At 60.2% G+C, this 24,122-nt stretch carries 20 protein-coding genes; 7 read left to right on the top strand and 13 right to left on the bottom strand.

The window, feature by feature from the left end:
- Positions 1 to 156: 156 nt before the first annotated feature.
- The 4 genes from ACYZT7_RS25365 to ACYZT7_RS25380 all read left to right on the top strand — a co-directional run bounded on the left by ACYZT7_RS25365 (position 157) and on the right by ACYZT7_RS25380 (position 7,637).
- Positions 157 to 1,314 carry an efflux RND transporter periplasmic adaptor subunit gene (locus ACYZT7_RS25365; protein ID WP_462038670.1) on the top strand — a complete coding sequence of 386 codons (1,158 nt, stop codon included), beginning with the start codon at positions 157 to 159 and terminating at the stop codon, positions 1,312 to 1,314.
- A gap of 3 nt (positions 1,315 to 1,317) precedes the next feature.
- Entirely contained in the window at positions 1,318 to 4,479 is a 3,162-nt protein-coding gene (gene emhB / locus ACYZT7_RS25370; RefSeq protein WP_462038671.1) for an efflux RND transporter permease subunit EmhB, read from the top strand.
- Entirely contained in the window at positions 4,479 to 5,939 is a 1,461-nt protein-coding gene (emhC, locus tag ACYZT7_RS25375; protein WP_462038672.1) for an efflux RND transporter outer membrane subunit EmhC, read from the top strand. Before emhB ends, emhC begins: the two co-directional genes overlap by 1 nt.
- Before the next feature lie 438 nt (positions 5,940 to 6,377).
- Positions 6,378 to 7,637 (top strand): OprD family porin, encoded by a 1,260-nt coding sequence (locus ACYZT7_RS25380; RefSeq protein WP_462038673.1) that lies wholly within the window; start codon positions 6,378 to 6,380, stop codon positions 7,635 to 7,637.
- 51 nt (positions 7,638 to 7,688) lie between these two features.
- On the opposite strand, the gene pcaC is transcribed toward ACYZT7_RS25380, so the two are convergent.
- The 10 genes from pcaC to pcaR all read right to left on the bottom strand — a co-directional run bounded on the left by pcaC (position 7,689) and on the right by pcaR (position 17,074).
- Positions 7,689 to 8,081: a 4-carboxymuconolactone decarboxylase gene (gene pcaC, locus ACYZT7_RS25385; protein ID WP_462038674.1), complete on the bottom strand. Its 393-nt coding sequence runs from the start codon at positions 8,079 to 8,081 to the stop codon at positions 7,689 to 7,691.
- Between the two features lie 10 nt (positions 8,082 to 8,091).
- The gene (pcaD, locus tag ACYZT7_RS25390; protein WP_462038675.1) at positions 8,092 to 8,898 is read right to left on the bottom strand and encodes a 3-oxoadipate enol-lactonase; all 807 of its coding nucleotides are present in this window, start codon (positions 8,896 to 8,898) and stop codon (positions 8,092 to 8,094) included.
- Between the two features lie 11 nt (positions 8,899 to 8,909).
- Complete coding sequence (locus ACYZT7_RS25395) at positions 8,910 to 10,274, bottom strand: 3-carboxy-cis,cis-muconate cycloisomerase (protein ID WP_462038676.1); 1,365 nt, start codon at positions 10,272 to 10,274, stop codon at positions 8,910 to 8,912.
- Positions 10,275 to 10,422: 148 nt separating this feature from the next.
- The gene (gene pcaG / locus ACYZT7_RS25400; RefSeq protein WP_462038677.1) at positions 10,423 to 10,989 is read right to left on the bottom strand and encodes a protocatechuate 3,4-dioxygenase subunit alpha; all 567 of its coding nucleotides are present in this window, start codon (positions 10,987 to 10,989) and stop codon (positions 10,423 to 10,425) included.
- Position 10,990: 1 nt separating this feature from the next.
- On the bottom strand, positions 10,991 to 11,695 hold the full coding sequence (gene pcaH / locus ACYZT7_RS25405) for a protocatechuate 3,4-dioxygenase subunit beta (protein ID WP_449642610.1): 705 nt from the start codon (positions 11,693 to 11,695) through the stop codon (positions 10,991 to 10,993).
- A gap of 37 nt (positions 11,696 to 11,732) precedes the next feature.
- Positions 11,733 to 12,938 carry a 3-oxoadipyl-CoA thiolase gene (gene pcaF, locus ACYZT7_RS25410; RefSeq protein WP_462041862.1) on the bottom strand — a complete coding sequence of 402 codons (1,206 nt, stop codon included), beginning with the start codon at positions 12,936 to 12,938 and terminating at the stop codon, positions 11,733 to 11,735.
- Positions 12,935 to 13,714 carry a CoA-transferase subunit beta gene (locus ACYZT7_RS25415; protein ID WP_462038678.1) on the bottom strand — a complete coding sequence of 260 codons (780 nt, stop codon included), beginning with the start codon at positions 13,712 to 13,714 and terminating at the stop codon, positions 12,935 to 12,937. The genes pcaF and ACYZT7_RS25415 overlap by 4 nt, the downstream gene beginning before the upstream one ends.
- Positions 13,714 to 14,571 (bottom strand): CoA transferase subunit A, encoded by an 858-nt coding sequence (locus ACYZT7_RS25420; protein WP_149417863.1) that lies wholly within the window; start codon positions 14,569 to 14,571, stop codon positions 13,714 to 13,716. Before ACYZT7_RS25420 ends, ACYZT7_RS25415 begins: the two co-directional genes overlap by 1 nt.
- A 173-nt stretch (positions 14,572 to 14,744) precedes the next feature.
- Positions 14,745 to 16,091, bottom strand: a complete 1,347-nt coding sequence (locus tag ACYZT7_RS25425) for an aromatic acid/H+ symport family MFS transporter (protein ID WP_462038679.1) — start codon at positions 16,089 to 16,091, stop codon at positions 14,745 to 14,747.
- A 140-nt stretch (positions 16,092 to 16,231) separates the two neighbouring features.
- Positions 16,232 to 17,074, bottom strand: a complete 843-nt coding sequence (pcaR, locus tag ACYZT7_RS25430) for a pca regulon transcriptional regulator PcaR (RefSeq protein ID WP_462038680.1) — start codon at positions 17,072 to 17,074, stop codon at positions 16,232 to 16,234.
- Positions 17,075 to 17,759: 685 nt separating this feature from the next.
- On the opposite strand from pcaR, the gene ACYZT7_RS25435 reads away from it, so the two are divergent.
- Positions 17,760 to 17,960, top strand: a complete 201-nt coding sequence (locus tag ACYZT7_RS25435; RefSeq protein ID WP_007935837.1) for a hypothetical protein — start codon at positions 17,760 to 17,762, stop codon at positions 17,958 to 17,960.
- 376 nt (positions 17,961 to 18,336) lie between these two features.
- Positions 18,337 to 19,812 (top strand): inorganic phosphate transporter, encoded by a 1,476-nt coding sequence (locus tag ACYZT7_RS25440; protein ID WP_462038681.1) that lies wholly within the window; start codon positions 18,337 to 18,339, stop codon positions 19,810 to 19,812.
- 272 nt (positions 19,813 to 20,084) lie between these two features.
- Here the strand turns inward: ACYZT7_RS25440 and ccoM are convergent, their stop codons facing one another.
- From ccoM to ACYZT7_RS25455, 3 genes are all read right to left on the bottom strand, one after another.
- Positions 20,085 to 20,198 carry a cytochrome c oxidase subunit CcoM gene (ccoM, locus tag ACYZT7_RS25445; RefSeq protein WP_282381713.1) on the bottom strand — a complete coding sequence of 38 codons (114 nt, stop codon included), beginning with the start codon at positions 20,196 to 20,198 and terminating at the stop codon, positions 20,085 to 20,087.
- Between the two features lie 144 nt (positions 20,199 to 20,342).
- Entirely contained in the window at positions 20,343 to 20,504 is a 162-nt protein-coding gene (locus tag ACYZT7_RS25450) for a hypothetical protein (RefSeq protein ID WP_262162692.1), read from the bottom strand.
- Positions 20,505 to 20,604: 100 nt separating this feature from the next.
- Positions 20,605 to 20,946, bottom strand: a complete 342-nt coding sequence (locus tag ACYZT7_RS25455) for an aspartate-semialdehyde dehydrogenase (protein WP_449642614.1) — start codon at positions 20,944 to 20,946, stop codon at positions 20,605 to 20,607.
- A 253-nt stretch (positions 20,947 to 21,199) separates the two neighbouring features.
- Here ACYZT7_RS25455 and rapA point away from each other — a divergent pair, with 253 nt between their 5' ends.
- Positions 21,200 to 24,046: an RNA polymerase-associated protein RapA gene (gene rapA, locus ACYZT7_RS25460; protein ID WP_462038682.1), complete on the top strand. Its 2,847-nt coding sequence runs from the start codon at positions 21,200 to 21,202 to the stop codon at positions 24,044 to 24,046.
- The last annotated feature ends 76 nt before the right edge of the window (positions 24,047 to 24,122 follow it).

Genomic DNA, 24,122 nt, shown 5'->3' on the forward strand with positions numbered 1-24,122 from the left:
ACAGCTTTGGTAACGGTGTGGATACACAGTCAAGGTGTTTACAAACAACCATGAACGTAAGTATATTGCTTAGCAAGCTACTTATCCACTCAGCGCACATTTTTTACCTTTCCACATTTCTAGTGCGCAATTTGCGCGCCTGACCCGAGGATTTTCATGCAATTCAAACCAGCTGTTACCGCTCTGGTCACTGCCCTCGCCTTGGCATCGCTGCTCAGCGGATGCAAAAAGGAAGAGACAGCACCTGCCGCACCACCCCCTCAGGTCGGCGTCGTTACTCTGCAACCTCAAGCCTTCACCCTGACCTCCGAGCTTCCGGGCCGTACCAGCGCGTACCGCATCGCCGAAGTTCGCCCTCAGGTGAACGGCATCATTCTCAAGCGCCTGTTCAAGGAAGGCGGCGACGTCAAGGCCGGCCAACAGCTGTATCAGATTGATCCGGCGGTTTATGAAGCCACCCTGAAAAGCGCCCAAGCCAACTTGCAGCAGACCAAATCGATTTCGGATCGCTACAAGCAACTGGTCAGCGAACAGGCTGTGAGCCGTCAGGAATACGACACGGCCCTGGCCAACCGGTTGCAATCGGAAGCTACCCTGCAAACCGCGCAGATCAATGTGCGTTACACCAAGGTCTACGCACCGATCTCCGGTCGCATCGGCCGCTCGAACGTGACCGAGGGCGCGCTGGTCAGCAACGGCCAGGCCGATGCCATGGCGGTGATCCAGCAACTGGACCCGATCTACGTCGACGTGACCCAGTCTTCCGTGGAGCTGCTTGAATTGCGCCGCGAACTGGAAAGCGGTCGCCTGCAAAAGGCCGGCGCCACGGCGGCAGCGGTCAAACTGACCCTCGAAGACGGCAGCCAGTACAAACAGGAAGGCAAACTCGAGTTCTCCGAAGTCTCGGTGGACCAGACCACCGGTTCCGTGACCTTGCGTGCGGTATTCCCGAACCCTGATCACACCCTGCTGCCAGGCATGTTTGTACACGCCCAATTGCAGGCCGGTGTAAACAGCGCGGCGATCCTCGCGCCGCAACAAGGCGTGACCCGCGACCTCAAAGGCACCCCGACCGCGCTGGTCGTCGGTGCGGACAACAAGGTCGAACTGCGTCAGCTCAAGGCCAGCCGTACTGTCGGCAGCCAATGGCTGATTGAAGACGGTCTGAAGGCCGGCGATCGCCTGATCACCGAAGGGCTGCAATACGTCAAACCTGGCATTGAAGTAAAAGCCAGTGAAGCGACCAACGTTAGCGCAAAGAACCCGGCCCCCGCACAGGCAGCTAGCAAGGCTTCCAGCGGCAAAGGGGAGTAGACCATGTCCAGATTTTTTATCGACCGTCCGATTTTCGCCTGGGTAATTGCCCTGGTGATCATGCTGGTCGGGGCACTATCGATCCTCAAACTCCCGATCAACCAATACCCGAGCATTGCGCCTCCGGCCATTGCCATCTCGGTGACCTACCCAGGCGCGTCTGCACAAACCGTGCAGGACACCGTGGTGCAGGTGATCGAGCAACAGCTCAACGGTATCGACAACCTGCGTTATGTCTCCTCGGAAAGTAACTCCGACGGCAGCATGACCATTACCGCGACCTTCGAGCAGGGCACCAACTCCGATACCGCGCAGGTTCAGGTCCAGAACAAACTGAACCTGGCCACCCCGCTGCTGCCGCAAGAAGTGCAGCAACAGGGGATCCGCGTCACCAAGGCAGTGAAGAACTTCCTGATGGTGATCGGCGTGGTCTCGCGCGACGGCAGCATGACCAAGGACGACTTGGCCAACTACATCGTGTCGAACATGCAGGACCCGGTCTCGCGGACCGCCGGTGTCGGTGACTTCCAGGTCTTCGGTGCCCAGTACGCGATGCGGATCTGGCTCGACCCGGCCAAGCTGAACAACTACAACCTGACCCCGGTGGACGTGAAAACCGCCATCGCCGCTCAGAACGTTCAGGTGTCGTCCGGTCAACTCGGCGGTTTGCCTGCCGTGGCAGGCCAACAGCTGAACGCGACGATCATCGGCAAGACCCGCCTGCAGACTGCCGAGCAGTTCAAGGCGATCCTGCTCAAGGTCAACAAGGACGGTTCGCAAGTGCGTGTCGGCGACGTTGCGGATGTCGGTCTGGGCGGTGAAAACTACTCGGTCAGTGCCCAGTTCAACGGCAGTCCGGCCTCCGGTCTGGCGGTGAAACTGGCCAACGGTGCCAACGCCCTCGACACTGCAAAAGCCCTGCGCAAGACCATCGAAACCCTCAAGCCGTTCTTCCCGCAAGGGATGGAAGTGGTGTTCCCATACGACACGACTCCGGTGGTGACCGAATCGATCAAGGGTGTGGTTGAAACCCTGGTCGAAGCGATCGTGCTGGTGTTCCTGGTGATGTTCCTGTTCCTGCAAAACTTCCGCGCCACCGTCATCACCACGATGACCGTGCCAGTGGTATTGCTGGGTACCTTCGGGATCCTCTCGGCGTTCGGTTTCAGCATCAACACCCTGACCATGTTCGGTATGGTGCTGGCCATCGGCTTGCTGGTGGATGACGCCATCGTCGTGGTGGAAAACGTCGAACGGGTCATGAGTGAAGAAGGCTTGTCACCCAAGGAAGCCACCAAGAAATCCATGGGGCAGATCCAGGGTGCGCTGGTCGGTATTGCGCTCGTACTGTCGGCGGTACTGCTGCCGATGGCATTCTTCGGCGGTTCTACCGGTGTGATCTATAAGCAATTCTCGATCACCATCGTCTCGGCCATGGCCCTGTCGGTACTGGTCGCGCTGATCTTCACCCCGGCACTCTGCGCCACTATGCTCAAGCCGATTCCGAAAGGCGAGCACGGCGTTCCGAAACGCGGATTCTTCGGCTGGTTCAACCGCAACTTCGACCGTAGCGTGAAAAGCTACGAACGTGGCGTTGGCAATATTCTGCGCAACAAGGTGCCGTACCTGCTGGTCTACGTGATCATCGTCGTCGGCATGATCTGGCTGTTCATGCGCATCCCGTCCTCGTTCCTCCCGGAAGAAGACCAGGGCGTACTGTTCGCCCAGGTGCAAACCCCGGCCGGCTCCAGTGCCGAACGCACGCAAGTGGTCGTGGACGAAATGCGTGAGTTCCTGCTGCGTCCGAGCAAGGATGGCGGTGAAGGCGACGCGGTGGCCTCGGTGTTTACCGTGACCGGCTTCAACTTCGCCGGCCGTGGCCAGAGCTCGGGTATGGCGTTCATCATGCTCAAACCGTGGGGCGAACGTAACGCCGACAACAGCGTGTTCAAACTTGCGGCCCGTGCTCAGCAGCACTTCTTCACCTTCCGGGACGCCATGGTGTTTGCCTTCGCCCCACCGGCGGTACTGGAGCTGGGTAACGCCACCGGTTTCGACGTGTTCCTGCAGGACCGCGCCGGTATCGGTCACGACAAGCTGATGGAAGCGCGCAACCAGTTCCTCGGCATGGCAGCGCAGAGCAAGGTGCTGTCGCAAGTCCGTCCGAACGGTCTGAACGACGAACCGCAATACCAACTGGAAATCGACGACGAGAAGGCCAGCGCCCTCGGCGTGACGCTCACCGACATCAACAACACCCTGTCGATTGCGCTGGGCAGTAGCTACGTCAACGACTTCATCGACCGCGGTCGGGTGAAAAAGGTGTACGTGCAAGGCCAGCCGGGTTCGCGCATGAGTCCTGAAGACGTCAAGAAATGGTACGTGCGCAACAGCGCCGGCACCATGGTCCCGTTCTCGGCGTTCGCCAAGGGTGAGTGGATTTACGGTGCGCCGAAACTGTCGCGTTACAACGGCGTAGAAGCGATGGAAATCCTTGGCACCCCGGCACCGGGTTATTCCAGCGGTGAAGCCATGGCCGAAGTCGAAGCCCTGGCGAAGAAACTGCCGGCCGGTGTCGGTATTTCCTGGACCGGTCTGTCGTATGAAGAACGACTGGCAGGCTCTCAGGCGCCGGCGCTGTTCGCGCTCTCGATCCTGATGGTGTTCCTGTGTCTGGCGGCGTTGTATGAAAGCTGGTCGATTCCGATTGCGGTGGTGCTCGTGGTACCGCTGGGGATTATCGGTGCGCTGATGGCGACCAGCCTGCGCGGTCTGTCCAACGACGTGTACTTCCTGGTGGGTCTGTTGACCACCATCGGTCTGGCGGCGAAAAACGCCATTCTGATCGTCGAGTTCGCCAAAGACCTGCACGAACAGGGCAAGAGCTTGCAGGAGGCAGCCATCGAGGCTTGCCGCATGCGGTTGCGCCCGATCATCATGACGTCCCTGGCGTTCGTCCTCGGCGTGGTGCCCCTGGCCATTTCCAGCGGTGCTGGCTCGGGCAGCCAACACGCCATCGGTACCGTGGTCATTGGCGGTATGATCACCGCCACGATCCTGGCGATCTTCTGGGTCCCGCTGTTTTTCGTCACCGTGTCGGCCATGGGGCAGCGCAAAACCGCTGACCAGGACGACGCTATTGAACCTTCTAAAGAGGCTGGCTAATGAGCAAGTCGCTACTCTCCCTGGCTGTTGCCGCCTTCGTGCTCAGCGGCTGCTCGCTGATACCCGATTATCAGCAGCCTGAAGCACCGGTGGCGGGCCAGTACCCGCAAGGTCCGGCGTATTCGTCGGCCCAGGCGCCTGCCCAAGCTGCCGCCGAACAGGGCTGGAAGCAGTTTTTCCACGACCCGGCGCTGCAACAGCTGATCCAGGTCGCCCTGGAAAACAACCGTGATCTGCGTGTCGCGGCGCTGAATATCGACGCCTTCGCGGCTCAATACCGCATCCAGCGTGCCGATTTGTTCCCGGCGGTGTCGGCCAACGGCACCGGTAGCCGTCAGCGCGTCCCGGCACGCGCCTCGCAGACCGGCGAAGCGGGTATCACCAGTTCCTACTCGGCCACGGTCGGCATCAGCGCCTATGAACTCGACCTGTTCGGTCGGGTTCGCAGCCTGAGCGAAGAAGCGCTGCAGAAATACTTCGCCACTGAAGAAGCACGCCGCAGCACTCAGATCAGCCTGGTGGCCAGCGTGGCCAATGCCTACCTGACCTGGCAAGCCGACAAGGAGCTGCTGAAACTGACCCAGGACACCCTGGGTGCATTCGACGAGAGCTACAAGCTCACCGCCCGCAGCAACGAAGTGGGTGTAGCCTCGGCCCTGGACCTGGCACAGTCGCGTACCTCGGTGGAAAACGCCCGCGCGCAACAGGCCAAATACACACGTCAAGTCGCCCAGGATGAAAACAGCCTGGTGCTGCTGCTCGGCTCGGGAATCCCGGCCAATCTGCAAGCGCCCAAGCCGTTGGCTGACGACCTGCTGAGCGACGTGCCGCCTGGCCTGCCGTCGGACTTGCTGCAACGTCGTCCGGACATCCTCCAGGCCGAATACAACCTGAAAGCCGCCAACGCCAACATCGGCGCGGCACGTGCTGCCTTCTTCCCGAGCATCAGCCTGACCGCCAATGCCGGGAGCCTGAGCCCAGACCTGTCCGGTCTGTTCAAGGGCGGTTCGGGCACCTGGCTGTTTCAGCCGCAGATCAACCTGCCGATCTTCAATGCCGGCAGCCTGCGCGCCAGCCTGGATTATTCAAAAATCCAGAAAGACATCGGCGTGGCGAACTACGAGAAGTCCATTCAAACGGCCTTCCAGGAAGTCGCCGACGGCCTGGCCGCCCGCCAGACCTACACCGATCAGTTGCAGGCCCAGCGTGATTTCGTCACCGCCAACCAGGACTACTACCGTCTGGCCGAGCGTCGTTACCGCATTGGTGTCGACAGCAACCTGACTTTCCTCGATGCCCAGCGCCAACTGTTCAGTGCCCAACAAGTACTGATCACCGACCGTCTGGCCCAACTGGTCAGTGCCGTCAATCTGTACAAGGCACTGGGCGGTGGCTGGAACGAGCAGACCGCGAAGAACGAGCCGTTGAAAGAAGAAGCGCCGAAGCTGAAGTTGTTCTGATAGCGCTGTAAAACAAGAAGCCCACCGATTGGTGGGCTTTTTGTTGTCTGCGGAAAATTGTGGCGCCAGGACTGGCCTCATCGCGAGCAAGCTCGCTCCCACAGGGGTCTTAGGCGAACACATAATTTGCGTTCAAACCGGATCACTGTGGGAGCGAGCTTGCTCGCGATGAGGCCGGAACAGACAACACAAATCCCCAGCCAATCTTACGTTCGATAATCGCCCAAAACCCGCTTTCGCCGATTGAATCGCCCCGCCCATCCCCCGCACCATTCGTGGCACAAGACCAATAACAACAGGTTCGACACCATGCCACCGCGCCTTGCCCTGTCCGGCTGATCCCGTTCGTTTTTATCCTGATTTCAAATTTTTTGGACTGCAACCCCAGGTTGCGGCAGCGCCCCGTTTCACGCCTAACAATTAGAGAGACCCGAGCACATGACACCTTCCAGCACGCACTACGTGTTCCCCAGCCTCATCGCCGTTGCACTGGCCAGTACGGCGCTGCCCGCCATGGCCGAGGAGTCAGGCTTTGTCGAAGGTGCCAAGGTCAACCTGAACCTGCGCAACTTCTACATCAACCGCAACTTCACCCACCCGACCAAAGCTCAGGGCAAGGCAGAAGAGTGGACACAAAGCTTCATCCTCGACGCCAAGTCCGGGTTTACTCAGGGCACCTTTGGGTTCGGCATGGATGTGCTGGGGCTGTACTCGGTGAAACTCGATGGCGGTAAAGGCACAGGCGGAACGCAGTTGCTGCCGCTGGATCACGACGGTCGCCCGGCGGACAACTTCGGTCGCACCAACGTAGCGTTCAAGGCCAAGCTGTCGCAGACCGAAGTGAAGGTTGGCGAATGGATGCCGGTGCTGCCGATCCTGCGTTCGGACGACGGTCGCTCCCTGCCGCAAACGTTCCGTGGTGGCCAGATCACCTCGAAGGAAATCGACGGCCTGACGCTCTACGGCGGCCAGCTCCGCGCCAACAGCCCGCGGGACGACAGCAGCATGAGCGACATGTCGATGGTCGGCAAAACGGCGTTCACCTCTGACCGCTTCAACTTCCAGGGCGGCGAATACGCCTTCAACGAAAAGCGCACCCAAATTGGTTTGTGGAACGCCGAACTCAAAGACATTTACAGCCAGCAATACATCAACCTGATCCACAGCCAGCCCATCGGCGACTGGACCCTGGGCGCCAACCTCGGTTTCTTCTACGGCAAGGATGACGGCAGCGCCCGGGCCGGCGAGCTGGACAACAAGACCTGGTCAGGCATGTTCTCGGCCAAATACGGCGGCAACACCTTCTATGTCGGCCTGCAAAAACTCACCGGCGACAGCGCCTGGATGCGGGTCAACGGCACCAGCGGCGGCACCCTGGCCAACGACAGCTATAACTCAAGCTATGACAATGCCAAAGAAAAATCCTGGCAAGTGCGCCACGACTACAACTTCGTTGCCGTGGGCGTACCGGGCCTGACCCTGATGAACCGCTACATCAGCGGCGACAACGTCCACACCGGTACCCTCACCGACGGCAAGGAATGGGGCCGCGAAAGCGAACTGGGCTACACCGTGCAGAGTGGCGCGCTCAAAGACCTGAACCTCAAATGGCGCAACTCGACCATTCGCCGCGACTTCAGCAACAACGAGTTCGATGAGAACCGGTTGATCGTCAGCTATCCGATCAGCTTGTTGTAAACATCTGCATTGATCGTTCCCACGCTGTGGGAACGATCAATCTCCCCGCAATCACTCCCGCGATTCAACCCCCAACTCATCCCACACCGACTCCGCCAGGTGGAACGTCGCGTTCGCTGCCGGAATGCCGCAATAGATCGCGCTCTGCATGATCACTTCCTTGATCTCGCCGCGGGTCACGCCGTTGTTGGCGGCGGCGCGCAGATGCAGTTTGAGTTCCTCATTGCGGTTCATGCCGATCAGCATAGCGATCGTGATCAGGCTGCGGGTGTGACGCGGCAGCCCCGGACGGGTCCAGATGTCGCCCCAGGCGTGACGGGTGATCATCTCCTGAAACTCCGAGTTGAACTCGGTCATCGCGTTCAGGCTGCGGTCGACATGGGCGTCGCCGAGTACTGCACGTCGGACTTTCAGGCCTTCGTCGTAACGTTGTTTCTCGTCCACAAAAAAACCCTCAATGGCCTGACAAAAATGCCAGAACCCGTTCGCTGAACGCAGCACCGGCCTGGACGTTGGACAGGTGCGCCGCATAGAACTCGGCGTATTCGGCGCCCTGCACGTGGTCCTGAATGAAGTGCCCGCCGGACGGCGGCGTCACCGCGTCTTCGGTGCCGGCGATGACCAGCAGCGGCACCTTGATCGAGGACAGTTGATCGCGGAAGTCTGCATCGCGCACGGCAGCACAGTTCGCGACATAACCTTCAGGCGAGGTGGCGGCGAGCATGTCAGTAATCTTTTTCGCGGCAGCAGGATTGGCTTCAGCAAAATCCGCAGTGAACCAGCGCGCAATCGACGCATCACGCAGTGCGACCATGGCGGCCGGACCGTCACGCAGCACGGTTTCAATCCGCGGGTTCCATACCGACGGATCACCGATTTTCGCTGCGGTGTTGCACACCACCAATTTGTGCAGACGCTGGCCGGCGTTGATCCCCAGCCACTGACCAATCAAACCGCCCATCGACAGACCGCAGAAATGCGCACGCTCGATGTGCAACGCATCCAGCAGCGCCAACACGTCATGGCCCAGTTGTTCGATGCTGTACGGCCCCGGCGTGACCAGCGATTTGCCATGACCACGGGTGTCGAAACGCAGCACGCGAAAATGCTCGGTTAACGCCGCAATCTGCGCGTCCCACATGTGCAGGTCGGTCCCCAGCGAGTTGGCCAGCACCAGCACCGGCGCATCGTCCGGGCCATCGAGTTGCGGCCCTTGAATTTGGTAGTGCAGTTCGCCCTCGGCGAGTTGTACGAAAGCCACAGCAATCTCCTTCAGGCAGTCAACGCGGAATGTTCAGCCACCGCTCGCTCGACCCAGGTATGGGCCTGACCGAGGTAATGGGCGGGGTCCAGCAGACGATCGAGTTCAGCATCCGACAGTTCGGCGGTCACTTGCGGCTCGTCGCCGAGCACCGCTCGCAGATGACGTTGTTCGGCCACCGCGCGCTTGCAACATTGCTCCAGCAAATGGTGCGCCGTGTCGCGCCCCACTCGTTGCGCGAGGACGATACTCACCGCTTCGGCGAGCACCAGGCCCTGGGTCAGATCGAGGTTGCGGGTCATGCGCTCCGCGTCCACTTCCAGTCCCTCTGCCACCAGTAACGCTTGTTTCAGGCTGCCGGACACCAGGCAGCAAATCTCCGGCAGGGTTTCCCACTCGGCATGCCACAGGCCCAGGCTGCGCTCGTGTTCTTGAGGCATGGCGCTGAACAGGGTCGAGAGCAAACCCGGAACCCGCGTTGCAGCGCCGATCAGCACCGCCGCGCCTACCGGGTTGCGTTTGTGCGGCATGGTCGACGAACCGCCCTTGCCCGGCGCCGAGGGTTCGAACACTTCAGCCGCTTCGGTCTGCATCAACAGGCTGATGTCGCGACCCAGTTTGCCAAGGCTGCCGGCGATCAATCCCAATACCGAGCCGAACTCCACCAAGCGATCTCGCTGGGTGTGCCAAGGCTGTTCCGGCAGTACCAATTTCAATTCTTCAGCCAGCGCTTCGGCAATCGGCATCGCCTGCTCGCCAAGGGCCGCGAGGGTTCCGGAGGCGCCGCCGAATTGCAGCACCAGCAGTCGCGGTTTGAGTTCCAGCAGACGTTGACGGCTGCGAGTGACAGCACCCAGCCAACCGGCGATTTTCATGCCGAGGGTGACCGGCGTCGCGTGCTGCAACCAGGTGCGCCCGGCCAGCGGTGTGGCGACGTAACGCAAGGCTTGAGTCGCGAGAGTTTCGCCCAGTTGCGCCAGATCGCTTTCGATCAGCGCTAGCGCCCGGCGCAGTTGCAGCACCAAACCTGAGTCCATCACGTCCTGGCTGGTCGCGCCCAGATGCACATAGCGCTCGGCTTCGGCATTGTTGGCCGCGATCTGTTTACCCAGCGCCTTGACCAACGGAATAGCCGAATTGCCGGCCGCGGCAATCGCCTCGCCGAGAGCGGCGAAGTCGTAATGCCCGGCCTGACAGGCCGCTTCAATGGGCGCGACAGCTGCTTGCGGGATCAACCCGACCCGCGCCTCGGCCCGGGCCAGTGCCGCTTCGAAATCAAGCATCGCTTGAACCCGACCCTGATCGCAGAACACCTCACGCATACCGCGTGCAGTGAAATAGGCATCGAACAATTGATTGCCCGGTCGCTCTTTCATAAACAGTCCCTGCAGGCGTGGGCCAGCCAGGCCTACGCGTAGAAATCAAAGGTCGTTGTGCAATACTTCGCCTGGCAATGCAATCTCTGTAGCGAGGGGGCAAGCCCCCTCGCTACAAAATCTCCCTGACCAGCAGAGCCTTCATCACTCAATAATCGAAGAACACCGTCTCGGCATCCGTCCCTTGCAGGATCACATTCCACTGATACACACCCGAAGTATCCTGCTTCGCCAGCAAGGTATTGCGGCGTTCAGCCGGCACGCACTCAAGAAGCGGATCCGCCACGTTGGCCGGTTCGCCATCAAAGTAAATCCGCGTCAGCAAGTGCTTCACCAACCCGCGAGCAAACACCAGCACCACCAGATGTGGCGCCTGGGTCGTGCCTTTCAAGCCTTCCACCGTGCCCGGTTTGATCGTGGTGAAGCGGAAGCGCCCTTCTGCATCCACCGGCACCCGGCCAAACCCTTCGAAGTTTGGGTCCAGGGGTTTGTCCTGATCGTCTTCGGGGTGGTCGTACTTGCCGGCGGCGTTGGCTTGCCAGACTTCCAGCATCGCGTCGTTGACGACGTCGCCGTTGCCATCGATGACTTGCCCGGTAATCGCCACGCGCTCGCCCAGGGTTTGTTCGACGGTCAGGTCTTCGCGGTTCAGCCAGGTCAGGCCGATGTGGTAATACGGCCCGACGGTGTGGGATGTGGTCGCATTCAGCGTCATCTTATTTCTCCATCGGCGTGGCTTCGCGGCCGCGCAAGACGATGTCCCAGCGATAACCGAGGGCATAGGAAGGGATGGTTTTTTCCAGGTCGAAACTGGCGATCAAGCGCTCTTTGGCGCTGGTGTCCGGTACGCAGTTGTAGATCGGGTCATAGGCCAGCAAAGGATCGCCCGGGAAATACATCTGCGTGACCAGGCGCGTCAGAATGCTCGGCCCGAACAGTGAGAAATGGATGTGCGCCGGGCGCCACGCGTTGTGGTGGTTGCCCCACGGATAGGCGCCGGGCTTGATGGTCTGGAACTGGTACCCGCCATCGGCGTCGGTCACGGTGCGGCCGGTGCCGGTAAAGTTCGGGTCCAGCGGCGCATCGTGCAGGTCGCGATCATGGTTGTAGCGACCGGCAGCGTTGGCTTGCCAGATCTCCACCAGAATCCCCGGCACCGGCAAACCATCTTCATCCAGCACGCGGCCGTGAATGATGATGCGCTCACCCAGTGGCTCACCCTTATGCTGGGCGGTCAGGTCGTTGTCCTGCGCTTGAATGCGCTCGGCGCCGATGGTCGGACCGGTAATTTCCGACAGCGAATGGGGCAAAAACACCAACGGCTTGGACGGCGAGCGAAGGTTGGTGGATTGATAGGCCGGGTGCAGGTATTCCGGCTGGGTGCCCTCTTGCGGGCGGCGGTAACCAGGCTTGTCAGTCATGAAGCATTCCTCAGTTCTTATTCATCAACGCTGCGCGTCAGACCCGTTCGATCGCCAAGGCCAGACCCTGGCCCACGCCGACGCACATGGTCGCCAGACCTTTCTTGCCACCGGTCTTTTCCAGCTGATGCAGCGCGGTCAGTACCAGACGCGCACCGCTCATGCCCAACGGGTGGCCCAAGGCAATGGCGCCACCGTTCGGGTTGACTTGGGCTGCGTCGTCCGCCAGTCCCAGTTCACGCAGCACCGCCAAACCCTGGCTGGCGAACGCTTCGTTGAGTTCGATCACGTCGAAATCGCTGACGGCCAGACCGAGGCGCTCGATCAATTTTCGCACTGCAGGCACCGGACCGATGCCCATGACCCGTGGTGCAACACCGGCGCTGGACATGCCCAGCACTTTGGCGCGGGCGGTCAGACCGTGTTTCTTCACCGCATCGCCAGAGGCCAGAATCAATGCCGCCGCACCGTCGTTCACCCCGGAAGCATTGCCGGCGGTGACGGTTTTGTCGGGACCGTTGACCGGTTTGAGTTTGGCCAGGGTTTCCAGCGTGGTGTCGGCGCGAGGATGCTCATCCTGGCTGACGACACTTTCACCCTTCTTGTGGGCAATGCGCACTTCAACGATTTCTTCCGCGAAAAATCCTGCGGCCTGCGCGGCGGCTGTCCGCTGCTGACTGCGCAGTGCGAAAGCGTCCTGATCGGCGCGGGAAACTTCGTAATCGTCAGCCACGTTGTCGGCGGTCTGCGGCATCGCATCCACGCCGTATTGGGCTTTCATCAACGGGTTGATAAAACGCCAGCCGATGGTGGTGTCTTCCAGCTTCATGTTGCGCGAGAACGCCGCATCCGCCTTGCCCATCACGAACGGTGCGCGGGACATCGACTCGACGCCGCCAGCAATCGCCAGCTCCATCTCGCCACTGGCGATGGCCCGGAAAGCGGTGCCGATGGCATCCATACCCGAGGCGCAGAGGCGATTGAGGGTCACGCCCGGAATGGTGTCCGGCAGGCCCGCCAGCAACAACGCCATGCGCGCTACGTTGCGGTTGTCTTCGCCGGCCTGGTTGGCGCAACCGAGGAACACCTCGTCCACCGCGCTCCAGTCGACCGACGGGTTGCGCTCCATCAGCGCCTTGATCGGCACGGCGGCCAGGTCGTCGGCGCGAACCGCCGACAGGCCACCGCCGAAACGGCCGATGGGGGTGCGAATCGCGTCGCAGATATAAACGTCGCGCATCAGGCTTCTCCGGGTGCTTGGCCGTGGGCCGCGGCAGTGCGGGCTTCCAGATCCCTGAGCGCCGTCAGTTCGACGACCGTCGGCTCTGCGGTGTTTTCAACCGTCTCGGCAAAACGAATCGCCCAACCGGTGGCAGCGACCACTTGCTCACAGGTCACGCCAGGGTGCAGCGCGGTGACCACGAATTCATGGGTGCCGGCTTCCGGTTCCATGATGCACAGGTCAGTGATGATGCCGACCGGTCCGGCGCCCGGCAGTCCGAGACGCTTGCGAGAATCGCCGCCCTCGCCATGGCCAACCGAGGTAATGAAGTCGAGTTTGTCGACAAAGGAACGCGCCGACTGCTTGAGGATGATCAGCACACTTTTGGCCGAGCCCGCGATCTCCGGCGCACCACCGGCACCCGGCAGGCGGACTTTCGGCTGATGGTAGTCGCCCACCACTGTGGTGTTGATATTGCCAAAGCGGTCGACTTGCGCGGCGCCAAGGAAACCGACGTCGATGCGCCCGCCCTGCAACCAGTAGCGAAAAATCTCACCGGTCGGGACGACGGTATCGGCGGTTTCCGCCAGCTCGCCGTCACCGATAGACAGCGGCAGTACGCTCGGCTTGGCACCGATCGGACCCGATTCGTAGATCAGGACGACGTCCGGCGAGGACGTCAGACGCGCCAGGTTGGCGGCTTTCGACGGCAGGCCGATACCAACGAAGCACACCGAACCGTTTTTCAGGCGGCGGGCAGCGGCGACGGTCATCATTTCATTGGTGGTGTAAGTCATTACTTCGCCTCCGAAGCAGCGGCCAGTTTGGCCTGGAACTCGCTGAAGTCAGCGCAGCCGTGGATGTACTCGTTGATCCACGCGGTGAAGGTTTCACGGTCGCGGGCAATCGGGTCCCAGGCCTGGTAGAAACGGTTATCACGCTCGTTGTAGCCGTGAGCGTAGGACGGGTGCGCACCGCCAGGAACGTGGCAGACCGCGCTCAACGCCCACGTCGGCAGAACACACGAGTTCATCGGTGCATTGAGGTCGTCGACGATTTCCTCGACGGTAACGATGCAGCGCTTGGCAGCCAACGCCGCTTCTTTCTGTACGCCGAGAATGCCCCAGAGCAGCACGTTGCCTTTGCGGTCGGCTTTCTGTGCGTGAATCACGGTGATGTCCGGGCGCACCGAAGGCACGGCCGCCAATACTTCGCCAGTGAATGGGCAGGTGACGGTTTTGATCAGCGGGTTGACCTTCGGCAGGTCGGAGCCGGCGTAGGCACGCAGCACCGCGAACGGTAGGCCGGATGCGCCAGCGACGTAGGCATTGGCCAGGTCGGCGTGGCTGTGTTCTTCGATTTCCAGCGCGTGTGGCCACTGCTTCTCGACGGCGTCACGCAGGCGGTGCAGCGAACCGACGCCCGGGTTGCCGCCCCAGGAGAAAATCAGCTTGCGAGCACAACCGGCGCCGATCAACTGGTCGTAGACCAGGTCAGGCGTCATCCGCACCAGGGTCAGGTCTTTCTTGCCCTGGCGAATGATTTCGTGACCCGCCGCCGTAGGGATCAGGTGAGTGAAGCCTTCGAGCGCGACCGTATCGCCGTCGTTAACGAATTGCTTCACCGCGTCGTGCAGCGAAAGGATTTCAGCCATGGGGCAGGCTCCTGTTTTGTTATGAACCGACAGTCGAAGAAAAAGGCGCGATGCGCAGCGCCGGAATGACTGAAGAGTAAGCCCCTAAAAAACGCCAAACAATCCGATAATCGACTAAGTGTTCGTTTATCGAACAGATTGTTGTCTGGCTACCGATCTTCTGCCCCTTGGACTCAGGTCGCATCCGCATGACTGACCATGCCCTTGATCACCACCGCCGTGGTCGCCAATGCCGCTGGAATCACCAGCGCTGTCAGCACCTGCTCAAAGTTCCAGCCAAGGCCCAGTAGTGTTGCGCCCATCCAGGCACCGAGAATTGCACCGAAGCGGCCAATCCCGAGCATCCACGACACCCCGGTCGCCCGCCCCTGGGTCGGATAAAACCGCGCCGCCAGTGAAGGCATCGCCGATTGCGCGCCGTTGACACACATCCCGGCCACCAGCACCAACGTCGCCAGCAGCGTGATGTTGCCCAGGCTTTGCCCTACCGCGTAGGCAAACACCCCGGCGAGTAGATAGAAAATGCCGATAACCTTGTGCGGATTGAACCGATCCATCGCCCAGCCCACACCCACCGCGCTCAATACCCCACCAAACTGGAACAACGCGCCAATAAACGCCGCGTTCTCCATACTCGCGCCACTGTCACGCATCAGCGTCGGCAGCCAACTGGTCAGCAAATAAACGATCACCAGCCCCATGAAGTAAGTCAGCCACAGCAACAAGGTGCCGGTGCTGTAGGTGCCGGAGAAGATCACTGCGAAAACGTTGCGGGCCTTCACGGTTTTCTGTTCTGGCACGCTGAAGCTGGAAGCCTGGGCAACGACCGTCGGGTCGATGGGCGCCAAAGTCTTGCGCACCTTGTCGGTGCCGCGATTGCGGACTACGAGGTAGCGCGCCGATTCCGGCAGCCAGAAGAACAGAACGACTGCGAGGATCAACGGCAGGATCCCGCCGATCAGCAGCAGGCTGTGCCAGCCAAAGGCCGGGATCAGCTTGGCGGAAATGAAACCGCCGCCCGCCATGCCGAGATTGAAGCCGCAGAACATGCTGGTCACCAACAGGGATTTCTTTCGCTCAGGGGTGTATTCGGACAGGAGCGTCGTGGCGTTCGGCATGCCGGCGCCAAGGCCCAGGCCGGTGAGGAAACGCAGCACCAGCAGCTGATCGACGTTGGTGCTGTAAGCCGAGGCCAAACTGAAAGCGCCGAACAACAATACCGCGCCCACCAGTACGACTTTTCGCCCGAAGCGGTCAGCCAACGGGCCAGAACCCAGTGCGCCGAAGACCATGCCGATCAGCGCAGCGCTCATCACCGGCCCAAGGCTGGCGCGGTCGATGCCCCAATCCTGTGTGAGGGCGGGCGCGATGAAGCCCATGGCCGCGGTGTCGAGGCCATCGAGGAAAACAATCAGAAAACACAGGATGAGCACTCGCCACTGGTAGCGCGAAATGGGTTGAGCATTGATGAAAGACTGCACGTCGAGGCAGTTTCCTACAGCAGACTGAGGCTGGTTCATTATTTTTATTCCACGCAAAGAACGCAGTTGGACAGGTGCCAGTCAAGGCTGACGCTGCCGCGACATTAGTGATCTTGGGGAAAGAGCGTCAATTCGATAAACGCGAGTCTGTGCGTTTATCGAACAACTTAGTGGACGGTTCAGGCGAAGAGTTGTGCGCTAAGGTCGCGGCTGGCGCTCAGAAGGCCCGGAAGAAAGCGCTGCTCCAGCTCGTTGCGGCTGACCCGGCCAGCGTGGGTACTGACGTTCAGCGCTGCGACCACTTGCCCGGAAGCGTCGTACACGGGAACGGCAATCGAGCGCAGGCCCTGTTCCAGTTCCTGATCGACGATGCACCAACCTTGCCGTCGCACCTCTTGCAGGCATTCGAGCAACGCCTCGGGGGTGTGCAGGGTACGGCTGGTCTTGGCTTGCAGCTCTGCATGATCGAGGTACTCGCGCAGTGACGAATCGTCCAGCGCCGCGAGAAGAATCCGACCCATCGAAGTGCAATAGGCGGGCAGACGTCCACCCACCGACAGGTCGACGGAAATCAATCGCTGAGTGGTGGCCGAACGAGCGATGTACAAGATGTCATCGCCCTCCAGAGTAGCCATGTTGCAAGCTTCATGGAGTTGCTCGCTCATGCGGTCCAGGTAGGGCTGGGCAGAAACCGCCAGCGGAGTCGAGGACACATAGGCATGGCCGAGCGTCAGCACTTTGGGTAGCAGCGAATACGTGCGGCCGTCGGTGGTGGCGTAGCCGAGTTTGATCAGCGTGTGCAGGCAACGTCGCACAGCGGCGCGGGGAATTTCGGTACGGTGGCTGATCTGGGCAATGGTGAGGTGCCGTTTGCGTTCCTGGAACGCTTGCACCACAGCCAGGCCTCGGGCGAGGGACGTCATGAAATCGGGGTCGCCGGTCAGTGCCTGGATCCGCTTGGCGGGCGAGGCAACGATCGGCGGCGCCACTGAAGCGAAGGAATTGCGCATTTGATCGTTCATATAAGGTCCTTTTCCCGCACGGATCAGCGGCTATTACAAGCGGCATCCGGCCTCTCACACAAGCCCTGGCAACCAAGACTGTTCGATTATCGAACCATCGACCGATAATCGCAATCGACTATCATCTGGGCCAACCGACTATTGAACGGGTTTGCACCCCCTATTACCTATCTTTACACTGGCTCGGACGCAGACTAAAAGGGTCCATGTAATTACCGTAACTTATTCGACTTAATGGCGTCAGAAAGACATCACTGTAAAGTCGGCGACGCGGAACGACCTAGTTAGCCGTAAAAGTTGCGAGTACCCAAACAATCACACATCAAGACCCACTTTTAACTCTTTGGCGATAGTGTTCTTCGAATCGACCGCTATAATGCAAATCAGTGGCGACCGGTTTTTAATTGCCGATTCGCCACCTGGTAGCGCGATGTTCCATTGCCGCTGCCCGCAGCAAGCGCCTGACGCTCATTCATATGCTTCGCCAAAGCGTTCGCTGAAACAGGAAACTGATGCTACGTCAGCTGTTTATCTCTGGTGCCGTGGCCGCCTGCAACATGGAAGTATTGATCACAATGCCGTAAAAACGATGCCTTCACCGGCCTTGTCCTTTCGGCGAGCGTGGTCAATACGTTTGATGTAGCGCGTTTCACCAGAATTAATCTCAACTCAATCAGGTAGCACTGTGACGAAAGACGAACTGCGCGCGGAACTTGAGCGCCAGGAACAACGTTACAAGGAAGTTTACGGCGGGGAAGTCACCACCTACGCCGCTCAGCCCGAACCAGAGCGCAAACCCTGGCGTAAACGCGCCACCGTTCAGGATCAGGCTTTCACTCAGGAATTGCAGAAAATGGAAAAGGAACTCAAAGCCGAAGAGCCATAACGGCCTTGGCCTGAATTCTTTCAAGGGTCTGCGTCTGCACCCGCTAAAAGCGGGATGTATTGATGATGCCTATCGCGCCCGCTATGAGCGGGCAGCGGCCACCTCACCTGTCGGATGAGGCAAGTGGCTCGTGTCTGGCCCTCTTTTCAGATGTTTCGCACAAGCGTTCAAGCCTCTCCTCCCTACGAGAGGAACCCTTGTGGCTGCGGCCTTTTCAAAGAATTCAATGACTTGCAAAACCCCGTAAAAACCTGGGGCTTAGGCTGTCGTCACAAACTAATTCATTGAAGAATGTTACCGATGAGCACCTAGTGCATCGATTAGCAGTCTTTTCTGGCATAATCGCGCCCCCTTACGACCGGGTCAGAAAACCTTCATGATCGATTTATTCAGCGGACTGGATGCTTGGGTGCTTGTGAGCCTCTTGCTCGCCCTGGCCTTTGTCCTTGCCTTCGAGTTCATCAACGGCTTTCATGACACCGCTAACGCGGTGGCCACTGTTATCTACACCAAAGCCATGCCGCCTCATCTGGCAGTGTTCTTTTCCGGTGTGTTCAACTTTCTTGGCGTGCTGCTGGGCGGTGTCGGCGTGGCGTATGCCATCGTCCACCTGCTGCCGGTAGAGTTGCTGATCAATGTGAACACCGGTCACGGGCTGGCCATGGTGTTCTCGCTGCTCGCCGCCGCCATCACCTGGAACCTGGGCACCTGGTACTTCGGTATCCCGGCTTCCAGCTCCCATACGCTGATCGGGTCGATCCTCGGTGTTGGCCTGGCCAACGCGTTGATCAACGATATTCCGTTGGCCGATGGTGTGAACTGGCAGAAAGCGATCGATATCGGTGCCTCCCTGGTGTTCTCGCCGATGGCCGGCTTCCTGGTCGCAGCCCTGATATTGATCAGCCTTAAATGGTGGCGTCCGCTGTCGAAGATGCACAAGACGCCGGAACAGCGCCGCAAGATCGATGACAAGAAACACCCGCCGTTCTGGAACCGCCTGGTGCTGGTGATTTCGGCGATGGCCGTGAGCTTTGTGCACGGCTCCAACGATGGCCAGAAAGGTATCGGCTTGATCATGCTGGTGCTGATCGGTATTGTCCCGGCGCAGTTCGTACTCGACCTGGGCAGCACCACCTATCAGATCGAGCGGACACGCGATGCGACCTTGCACCTGAGCCAGTTCTATAAGCGCAACGCCGCAACACTGGGTGAATACCTGGCCCTGGGCAAAAGCGTGGAAGGCGATCTGCCGGAGAAATTCCGTTGCAACCCGCAACAGACCGAACCGACCATCACCGCCCTGCTCGGCACCCTTAAAGGTGTAGCAGACTACCACTCGCTACCGGCGGAAAGCCGCATCGAAGTGCGTCGTTATCTGCTCTGCCTGGACGACACGGCGAAGAAAGTCGGCAAGCTGCCAGGCCTCGACGCCCGTGAAAAAGCTGACCTGAACAAGCTGCGCAAAGACCTGACCACCACCACCGAATACGCCCCATTCTGGGTGATCCTGGCGGTCGCCCTGGCCCTCGGCCTGGGTACCATGGTCGGCTGGAAACGCGTGGTACTGACCATCGGCGAGAAGATCGGCAAGCAGGGCATGACTTACTCCCAAGGCATGTCGGCACAGATCACTACCGCGACCCTGATCGGCATGGCCAACATCTTCAGCCTGCCGGTGTCCACCACCCACGTTCTGTCATCAGGCGTGGCTGGCACCATGGTTGCCAACAAAAGCGGCCTGCAGGGCGGCACCGTCAGAACCATCCTGCTGGCCTGGGTCCTTACCTTGCCAGCGACCGTGGCCTTGTCGGCCGGCCTGTTCTGGCTGGCATCGAAGGCACTGGGCAGCTGATACATAGCCGCACAAAAAAGGCGCGTTCCGTGAGGTTCGCGCCTTTTTATTGCCCGCATTTCGGTATAGATCGTTCCCTCGCTCTGCGTGGAAATGCAGCCCGGGACGCTCCGCGTCCCTTTCGAGAGCTGGAACGCGGAGCGTCCCTTGAGGCATTCCCACGCAGAGCGTGGGAACGATCAGGTGCGTATTCCGATAGATTTTCAGACACAAAAAAAAGGGCAACCGAAGTTGCCCAAAATGCCTTGCGTGCTCATTGCTTCCAGAAAGACCTACGGCTTGCGCTTATGCGAATCCTTCCAGATAAAAAATCCAAACCCTGCAAAAAACATAACCATGAGGCCGACAGTCAGCACTCCGGCGATCACCACGTTGTCGAAAAACATGACTGGCCTCCTGCGGTTGCCTTGTTGCGATAGGGCTAAGTTAACCAATCAGGCAGGAGAAAAAATTGACCGGGATCAATGTCGCCCGAGACTGGGCGTAAAGGAGGGGGAATAACTGACCTGCATCAACCAATGCAGGGTGTTTCAACGCTTTTTCGGTTTGTTCTTCGGCTTCTTCTTCGCTTTACCCAACGGCAGGGCTTGCTCGAACGCCTGGCGTACTTCGTTCAGACGCTTTTCATTAAGGTCATGAACCCGCTTGGCGCGTTCGGAGTTGAGGTCGATCAGCTTGTCGTCTTGGCTCATGGTGCTCAGTGCATCGCTTGTGGTGAAATTCAGCTGCCGTATCGGCAGGCAAGGATGTGCCAATAATGCGGTCTGATCGCATCGCTGACCAGCCGCCACCTCAAATCTGAATATCGACCCACAACCCTTGCCGAGGCTGATCGTCCATCAATGGCGCCACCGGCACGGTATTGTCGGCGTTGAGCTCGTCCCCGGGAATCGCCAGGTGCTCTTCGGGATCTTCATCAGCTTCACGGCGACGTCGGTCACGCTCCTGCTGCCGGCGCTGCTCCTCGCGTAGCTGCAAGGCGGCTTCTTCGGGATCGCGTTTTTGCAGGTCGATAGTGCTTTCGCTGGAGCTTTCCTGCACCGGCACCACGGGTGGAATATCCGGCCGCTGGCGAATCGGATCCTGCTGTGAGGTGATCGGCACGGCACTCAAGGGGAGCATCGGTGGCAGCATAATTATTAGTCTCCTGTCAGCAAGCTGTCGGCTGCGGGGATGGTGACTTGAGCCATCGGTCGCAAATTGTGACCCGGTTGGCACTGTAGGTGCTGCCGCCCGCTGCGATCTTTCATCGGACAACGCAGAACTCAAGTGTTCCCGAAGATCAAAAGATCGTCCGACGTCGGCAGCGCCTATGCATGTAAACCTTTGGTCTGCAGGCCCGATTCCGTTAAGATAGCCCGCTTTTTCAAGGTGGGAGTCAGGCAGCATGGCGCAGCAGTATCAACCGGGGCAACGCTGGATCAGTGACAGCGAAGCCGAGCTGGGTTTAGGCACCGTTCTGGCACAGGACGGCCGCTTGTTGACCGTGCTCTACCCGGCCACTGGCGACACTCGCCAGTACGCGCTACGGAATGCGCCCCTCACCCGCGTGCGGTTTTCGCCGGGTGACTCGATCACTCACTTCGAAGGCTGGAAACTGACCGTACAAGAAGTCGACGACGTCGACGGCCTGCTGGTCTACCACGGCCTTAACGGGCAGAACGAAGTGGTCACCCTGCCGGAAACCCAACTGTCGAACTTCATTCAGTTCCGTCTGGCCAGCGACCGTTTGTTCGCCGGTCAAATTGACCCGCTGGCCTGGTTCTCCCTGCGTTACCACACCCTGGAACACACCAGCCGCCAATTGCAGTCCTCCCTTTGGGGCCTGGGTGGCGTGCGTGCGCAACCGATCGCGCACCAGTTGCACATCGCCCGTGAGGTCGCCGACCGCATCGCGCCACGGGTTCTGCTGGCGGACGAAGTGGGCCTGGGGAAAACCATCGAAGCCGGCCTGATCATCCATCGCCAACTGCTCTCGGGCCGCGCCAACCGTGTGCTGATCCTGGTTCCGGAGAACCTTCAGCACCAGTGGCTGGTCGAGATGCGCCGCCGCTTCAACCTGCAAGTCGCGCTGTTCGACGAAGAACGCTTCATCGAAAGCGATGCTGCCAACCCGTTTGAAGACACCCAGCTCGCGCTGGTTGCACTCGAGTGGCTGGTGGACGACGAGAAGGCCCAGGACGCGCTGTTCGCCGCGGGTTGGGACATGATGGTCGTCGACGAAGCTCACCACTTGGTCTGGCACGAAGAAAAGGCCAGCCCCGAATACACCCTCGTCGAGCAGCTTGCTGAAACGATCCCGGGCGTCCTGCTGCTGACCGCGACCCCGGAACAACTGGGCCAGGACAGCCACTTCGCGCGGCTGCGCCTGCTCGACCCGAACCGTTTCCATGACCTGCACGCCTTCCGTGCCGAGAGTGAAAACTATCGCCCGGTGGCCGAAGCCGTCCAGGAGCTGCTGGACAAGGGGCGACTGTCGCCTGAAGCGCACAAAACCATTCACGGTTTCCTCGGCAACGAAGGCGAAGCCCTGCTGGCCGCCGTCAACGATGGCGACATCGAAGCCAGCGCCCGTCTGGTCCGCGAACTGCTCGACCGCCACGGCACCGGCCGCGTGCTGTTCCGCAACACCCGCGCCGCCGTGCAGGGTTTTCCGGAGCGCAAACTGCACCCGTACCCGCTGCCGTGCCCCGACGAATACCTCGAACTGCCATTGGGCGATCACGCCGAGCTGTACCCGGAAGTCAGCTTCCAGGCCCAGCCGGACGCCAATGAAGAAGAGCGCTGGTGGAAATTCGACCCCCGCGTCGAGTGGCTGATCGACACCCTGAAGATGCTCAAGCGCACCAAAGTGCTGGTGATCTGTGCCCACGCCGAAACCGCCATGGACCTGGAAGACGCCCTGCGCGTGCGTTCCGGCATCCCGGCCACGGTGTTCCACGAAGGCATGAACATCCTCGAGCGTGACCGCGCCGCCGCCTACTTCGCCGACGAAGAATTTGGCGCACAAGTGCTGATCTGCTCGGAAATCGGCAGTGAAGGTCGCAACTTCCAGTTCTCGCACCACCTGGTGCTGTTCGATCTGCCGTCGCACCCAGACCTGCTGGAGCAGCGTATCGGTCGTCTGGACCGGATCGGCCAGAAGCACATCATCGAAGTGCACGTGCCGTACCTGGAAACCAGCCCGCAAGAGCGGCTGTTTCAGTGGTACCACGAAGCATTGAACGCATTCCTCAACACCTGCCCGACCGGCAATGCCTTGCAGCACCAGTTCGGCCCGCGCCTGCTGCCGTTGCTGGAAAACGCCGACGACGGCGAGTGGCAAGCGCTGATCGACGAAGCCCGCGCCGAGCGCGAGCGTCTGGAAGGCGAGTTGCACAGCGGCCGTGACCGCTTGCTGGAACTCAACTCCGGCGGCGCTGGCGAAGGTGATGCGCTGGTCGAGGACATCCTCGAGCAAGACGACCAGTTCGCCCTGCCGATCTACATGGAAACCCTGTTCGACGCGTTCGGCATCGACAGCGAAGATCACTCGGAAAACGCACTGATCCTCAAGCCGAGCGAAAAAATGCTCGATGCCAGCTTCCCGCTGGGCGACGACGAAGGCGTGACCATCACTTACGACCGCAACCAGGCGCTGTCTCGCGAAGACATGCAGTTCATTACCTGGGAACACCCGATGGTTCAGGGCGGCATGGACCTGGTCTTGTCCGGTTCCATGGGCAACACCGCCGTGGCGCTGATCAAGAACAAGGCACTGAAACCTGGCACCGTGTTGCTGGAACTGCTTTACGTCAGCGAAGTGGTTGCCCCGCGCTCGCTGCAACTGGGCCGTTACCTGCCGCCGGCCGCCCTGCGCTGCCTGCTCGATGCCAATGGCAACGACCTGTCGACCCGGGTCTCGTTCGAAACCCTTAACGATCAGCTGGAAAGCGTACCGCGCGCCAGCGCCAACAAGTTCATCCAGGCTCAGCGCGATCAGCTGACGCCACGGATCAACGCTGGCGAAGAGAAGATATTCCCGCGTCACGCCGAGCGCGTGGCTGAGGCGCAACGTCGTCTGGCCGCCGACACCGACGAAGAACTGGCGCGCCTGACCGCCTTGCAAGCGGTCAACCCGACGGTGCGCGACAGCGAACTGGTTGCCCTGCGCAAACAGCGCGAGCAAGGCCTGGCCATGCTCGATAAGGCTGCGTTGCGACTGGAAGCGATTCGGGTGCTGGTGGCGGGTTAAGTCCCTGCTCTGCCCCGCTAAAACAAAGAAGGCCCGCAGCGATGCGGGCCTTTTTTTGTCTGCTGATCGTTCCTAC

It is taken from the genome of Pseudomonas sp. RT4P38 (assembly GCF_054897765.1).